The 5099-nt window shown below is 34.1% G+C and carries 6 protein-coding genes and 1 pseudogene; 1 reads left to right on the forward strand and 6 read right to left on the reverse strand.

All coding sequences use genetic code 11. The annotated features are described in order from the left end of the window. From Q0Q99_RS00510 to Q0Q99_RS00525, 4 genes are all read right to left on the reverse strand, one after another. Positions 1-309: hypothetical protein (locus tag Q0Q99_RS00510; protein ID WP_293889849.1), on the reverse strand; the 309-nt coding region annotated here is incomplete at its 3' end. Next, entirely contained in the window at positions 263-1258 is a 996-nt protein-coding gene (locus Q0Q99_RS00515) for a PD-(D/E)XK nuclease family protein (RefSeq protein WP_293889851.1), read from the reverse strand. The genes Q0Q99_RS00510 and Q0Q99_RS00515, both read right to left, overlap by 47 nt. Positions 1259-1269: 11 nt before the next feature. Next, positions 1270-1866, reverse strand: coding sequence for a hypothetical protein (locus Q0Q99_RS00520; RefSeq protein ID WP_293889853.1), 597 nt, complete (start codon positions 1864-1866; stop codon positions 1270-1272). Continuing rightward, on the reverse strand, positions 1863-2447 hold the full coding sequence (locus Q0Q99_RS00525; protein ID WP_293889855.1) for a sigma-70 family RNA polymerase sigma factor: 585 nt from the start codon (positions 2445-2447) through the stop codon (positions 1863-1865). The genes Q0Q99_RS00520 and Q0Q99_RS00525 overlap by 4 nt, the downstream gene beginning before the upstream one ends. A gap of 276 nt (positions 2448-2723) precedes the next feature. Between Q0Q99_RS00525 and Q0Q99_RS00530 the strand changes: the two genes are divergently transcribed. Continuing rightward, complete coding sequence (locus tag Q0Q99_RS00530) at positions 2724-3791, forward strand: PIN domain-containing protein (protein WP_293889857.1); 1068 nt, start codon at positions 2724-2726, stop codon at positions 3789-3791. A gap of 49 nt (positions 3792-3840) precedes the next feature. On the opposite strand, the gene Q0Q99_RS00535 is transcribed toward Q0Q99_RS00530, so the two are convergent. Both Q0Q99_RS00535 and Q0Q99_RS00540 read right to left on the reverse strand, forming a co-directional pair. Next, positions 3841-4659: a hypothetical protein gene (locus tag Q0Q99_RS00535; RefSeq protein ID WP_293889859.1), complete on the reverse strand. Its 819-nt coding sequence runs from the start codon at positions 4657-4659 to the stop codon at positions 3841-3843. Between the two features lie 71 nt (positions 4660-4730). Further along, a pseudogene (locus Q0Q99_RS00540) lies at positions 4731-5099 on the reverse strand (conjugal transfer protein TraG); the annotation flags it as partial.

A 5099-nucleotide genomic window follows, 5' to 3' on the forward strand; every position in this document is an offset into this window, starting at 1 on the left:
TTTACCAGCAGGAATATGATAGACATCCGGTAACAGTTTTACATTAACGCTGAACGGTGCAATATCTATTTTCGAATTCTCCAGCAACTTATTGGATGGAATGGCTATGAACAACTTTCCATCTTTGTGAATGGAAGCTGCAGGCCCGCTTGTTAACGAAGCTACCTTTTGTGCTATTTTAAGCATTTGCCTGTTATACAAGTCTTCTTTGCCTTCTAATTTAGCCAAATCAGTCTCCACCAACTTATAGGAAAAATCCAGATCAGGCAAGTTGGTTATTCTGAACAAATTCAAGGTATGATTCCTCATCGTATTCATTTTGATTTAATAAAAGATATATACATAAAGGTCGAAATGAGCATAATTTACAAGAGGCTTCGTTTTCTGTAAGCCCGTATTCGTCAATATCTGCGTCTTCATAAGCAACATGCAGTAATCCAAGATCCTTTGCGGTGCGGTTAATATCATCAATCGTATCATTAATCACTTCCTGAGAAAATTCGTGCTGTTTAACTACTCCGTTTAACAGGTTTACTTCATAAAGTTGTATGTCACTGTATTGGTAAGGCTGCTTATCTCCTTCCAGTCTTTTCAGATAAACAGTGATGCCGCAAATAATAAGTTGTCTCGAATAATCTGCTATAAAACTATCCGATAGTTTCCAGTCAATAACAACAGGTTTAAAGTTGTGATAGGCGATTAAATCTATCTGGGGACTTACCCTTGCGTTTTCTATCTCCACTTTCCAGTTGGTTACGTTTGGCACCAGTTGGTTGCATTCTTTTAAATAAGTTATCAGTAAAGTCCCATCCGGCATTTTAATTAAGGGTATATTTTCAACAGCCTGTTTTATGGTTTCATAAGCTTCCGCCAATTCAACTTCTGTATATGGTTTACCTAATTCATGCACATCCAGAATACAAAATTCATTATCAGCCTCAGATTTTTTTAGTCCTGCATCGTTATAGGCTTTTGCCTGTGAAAACTGAAACTGATTTTTGGCCAATTCTACTGCCTGGATACCGAAAACCGTAAAATCCAATTCCTTCTTATCCCGGATGGCAGGAATTACTGTTTTCTCCATAAACTTATCAACCACAGATCCCTTCCACATAGTAAGATTCTGCATTTTTTTCAATTCATACGCCTTGCGTCTTTGTGGAATCTTACGCCCATGTGTAGCCATCACCTGGGCAAAATAATATTTTCTATTACATTGCTTAAGGGTGTTTATAGTTGAATATGACCACCTAACCATGTTTTCCATAATTAACTATTCATCAGTTCATTTAATCTGTTTAAATAACGGTTCAACGCTTCTTCATTCTGAAACAATTCCTTACCAGAAGTTTTTGGCATGTTCTTTATAAAGGATTCTATTGAAGAAAGATTACCTTTTTTAAAAGCAGGCGTCACACCATTATAAGAAGCAGAGGATGGAATACGATGTTGTAATAGTTCAAACGTATTTCGTATAGCCTGTTCTGCTACCTGATAAGATATGTTTAATGAATTGAGTAACTTTTTCAAAAAAACAATCGGAACATTATTGGTAAAAACGGTATCTGCCTGTAGTTCTTTCAGCACAGGTACCGGCAAACCAGTCAGTTCAGCTAAATTGTCTGCTTCAATATTGTTGCTTTGGAGAGCTTCGGTTATTAACTGCCCAAAGGAAACCTGCTGCAAAGCATCTTTTAACCGGTTCATTAACTTAAGCCTCATCGCATCAGGCATTTCAACAGGGTTGTCATTTGAAAGAATTACAGACAATTCCTGATGAAGAGATGTTTCATCTGTTTTTGCCGATTCCAGAAAATATATTTTCAAGGTCTCGTCCAGCATATCGATTTGATTGTTTGCGTTCATAAACTGGATTCATTTAAAAGTTTAATTAATTTTTGTTTTGCTCTATGATGCTTCACCTTTAACTGATTATTTTCAATACCTAGTATTTCGGCTATTTCATCATAAGTATAATTTTGTGCCTTTAATAAAAGAAGATCTTTATCAGAAGGAGCTAATTGGGAAAGAGCATGATTTAAAGTCTGCATGATTTCCGGTTCAACTGATTCCGATTGATAATAATCGGTAAAAGTTTTTTTATCAATTTTTCTTTGTATGACTGATATGTCACCATCCGTATCAAGTTCAACAAACTCCAAAGCAGAATGTCCTGCTTGTTGTTTCCGATATAGCTGGCGCAAAAAATTCAACAGTACTTTAAACAAAAAATTCTGAAAATGCAGATTAGATTCGAATTGATATTGTGACCCTTTTAAAACCACCGTTTCAATTGTTTGATAAACTGCTTCCCAGGCGGCATCTTCAGATAATTGCCACTTCCGGATACAATAATCATAAAATTTGGCACCATAGGTATTATAAAGGCTCTCTAAAGCCTGTGGGTCCTTATGCTTAAGCTCTTCTATGATTGTTTCGTAATTCATCTTGTCCCTATATTATTAATATGCATTGAGGTTACACAAGGTAAAAAAAATATTATGAAATAACCTAAATTATTGATTATCAGCAGTTAAAATTATAAATTTATTGAGATTTTTTTGATATCCCAACAGAAAAGGGAGAGAAATGAGGGTACGTGAGAAACCTAGATATTTTAGAAAGCGGTTAACTGACAATGATTCAAAAGGGCATTGGCTATGTTCCATTTTGGAAAAACAGATTACTAATTAAGTGAGGTCTTTAAAATAGCTTTGCTAACTATGCCAGAAAATATATTTTTAGATACATCCATATTTGTTCAAGAAAACTTTCTTGAGGGCAAAAGAATTAATGAGTTCCTCAACCTGTCAAAGGCTGGAAGTATTAATTTGATTTTGTCGATCATTACAGTAAACGAAATAAAATCAAGGTTTAAAAAGCAGGCAAGGATGGCAATCGAAAAACATAATGAGTTATTAAATAATCGGCAGATGTCAGTCTTAAGAAACAGCGTGAAAGAAAAGAGCAAATTGGTAAAGTTTTCGAAGATAAAAATTATAGCTGAAGCGTTTGATGCATTGCTGGATGAGGAACTTTTAAATGCAAATACCACTATTATTGAATACCCGGTTATTGACAGTGAGGAGATTTTTAAAAAATATTTTGAAGGAACATTTCCATTTAATACTGGTGAAAAAAAACATGAATTTCCAGATGCAATCGCTCTTTTATCAGTAGAAGAATGGTGTTCAAAAAACAAAACCGAATGCATCATTTTTTCAAAAGACAAAGATTTTTTAAAATCCAAACCAGCAAAAGGTGTTACTGTAAATGGAAACTATGAAGATTTTCTCGAAGCATTACTGACACGATTGTATAAAGAAAGAGTGGATATTGTCTCTGTGCTTTTTACAAAAAATGATTCACTGATAAATAGGGAATTACAGGAATGGGTCAAAGGTGAAGTGGATGATGATAGCATTTACTATGATTTTACCAATAGCTATGATGTACATGATATAAAAGTATCTTCAATCAATGTCATTAAAAAAGAGTATCAAGTCATTTCAGTGGAAGAAGAAAGTATTGAGGTGGAAGCGACCGCAACAGTTCATATAAAAATTATATTAACTATTGATGACGAAGAAAGCGGAATTTATGACAGCGAAGAAAAAGAAATGTATTACATGGAAACTACAGAACTTACTGTTGATCAGGAGCTGGAAATTCCCTTGAATATTTTATTCTATATTACTCATAAAGACGAGTATGATGACAAATGTGAAATTGTAGAGATCAATAACGGTAAACCAATTCAGCTAGAACCGGATAGTAGCGATATGTACTAAAAAAATAGCAGGCCTTGGAACAACAAAATATATCATTTCAATTAACTTTTTACTTTAATACCAATTGTATAAATCTAAAAGAATTTTCATCTCCAAAATTATCTTCGAATACTAGGAGCCCATCTACACCAGTTGGTAAATGTTGCAGTAAATGAATAAAATCATTTTGCCTATTAATTATTCTTTTAATTGACAGCATTTCAAAAAAGGCTATGTTAACTGCCAATAAAATAGTCCCTTTCAATTCAGCAATCCCGTTTTCTCCAAATTTATCCAACAACTTTTTACCAATCTTATATTCGAAATGGTGGTCATCTTCATTCGGATCAAAAAACCCGTCAATCTCACTTTGTTTATTTGGCATATAAACCTCTATATGCATACTGTTTCCTTTAGAATCAGAAACTGTTATATCCGCATCTCGCTTTTTATTTGATTTAATGAGCCTGAAAGGTGTTTCAAATTTTATATTTAAATGTAACATTTTAATGTAAAATGACAATGATAATTCGGTTAGCACTGACAGGAAGTTAAACTGCTCAATGTTTTTAACTTTAGCTATAAATGAAGCATCTGATAATAAACCCGGGAATGCTGTTAAATAGTTGTCTAATTTATGAAGAAGCCTACGATAATGAGTGAACATTGAATCGTCAATATTTTTCGCCAAACTATAGCCGGTTAAAATGGAAAGATTTAATAGATTCAATCTGGATTCATTCAATAAATAATTTTCAAAATCGATTTTTCCCTGAAGTTTTTGCTCCCATATTTTAAAGTCGTTAGGGGTAACGATTTTTTTGATATTCGTATAATTATTAATTCCAGCATTGGCATACATCATACATTCCTCGATATTATTAAACATTGACATTTTTTAAAATTAGTTCAACTTTTTTAAAAAATTCACTTACTATTTCGATTAGCCGCCTTTATAATCTAACCAACTTTTTCCGCCTTTAACCGCTCCACCTCCTCCCCAATCAACCGCTTAACCTCCATCTTCACCTGATAATAATTATCAAGCACCTGCTGTTGAGTAACATTGGATACGACAGGTATGTCTTTATACCGGCTTACCTCATCATTCAGTTTATCAGCATCGTTGATAATCTCGGCGTGAAACATTTTCAATTTTATTTTCTCTTCCGGGTTATCAGCAACTAAACCCACAAATTCACCCGAAGAAAGGGCTGCAATTTTTGAAGCCGGTACGGCACTGTCCAATTGTTTGGAGTGGCTGATGGAAGTATCGGTGCGGTTTACGGAAACACTCTGCCTGTCCTGCATTATTTTCCCGAAACGTTC

The sequence above is a fragment of the Flavobacterium sp. genome (genome assembly GCF_025352425.1).
GTDB lineage: Bacteria > Bacteroidota > Bacteroidia > Flavobacteriales > Flavobacteriaceae > Flavobacterium.

What these genes read in the sequence shown, in the direction of transcription:
- Q0Q99_RS00515 (WP_293889851.1), bottom strand. Translation starts at nt 1,258, where the DNA reads ATGGTTAGGTGGTCATATTCAACTATAAACACCCTTAAGCAATGTAAT.
- Q0Q99_RS00530 (WP_293889857.1), top strand. Translation starts at nt 2,724, where the DNA reads ATGCCAGAAAATATATTTTTAGATACATCCATATTTGTTCAAGAAAAC.
- Q0Q99_RS00535 (WP_293889859.1), bottom strand. Translation starts at nt 4,659, where the DNA reads ATGTTTAATAATATCGAGGAATGTATGATGTATGCCAATGCTGGAATT.
- Q0Q99_RS00520 (WP_293889853.1), bottom strand. Translation starts at nt 1,866, where the DNA reads ATGAACGCAAACAATCAAATCGATATGCTGGACGAGACCTTGAAAATA.
- Q0Q99_RS00525 (WP_293889855.1), bottom strand. Translation starts at nt 2,447, where the DNA reads ATGAATTACGAAACAATCATAGAAGAGCTTAAGCATAAGGACCCACAG.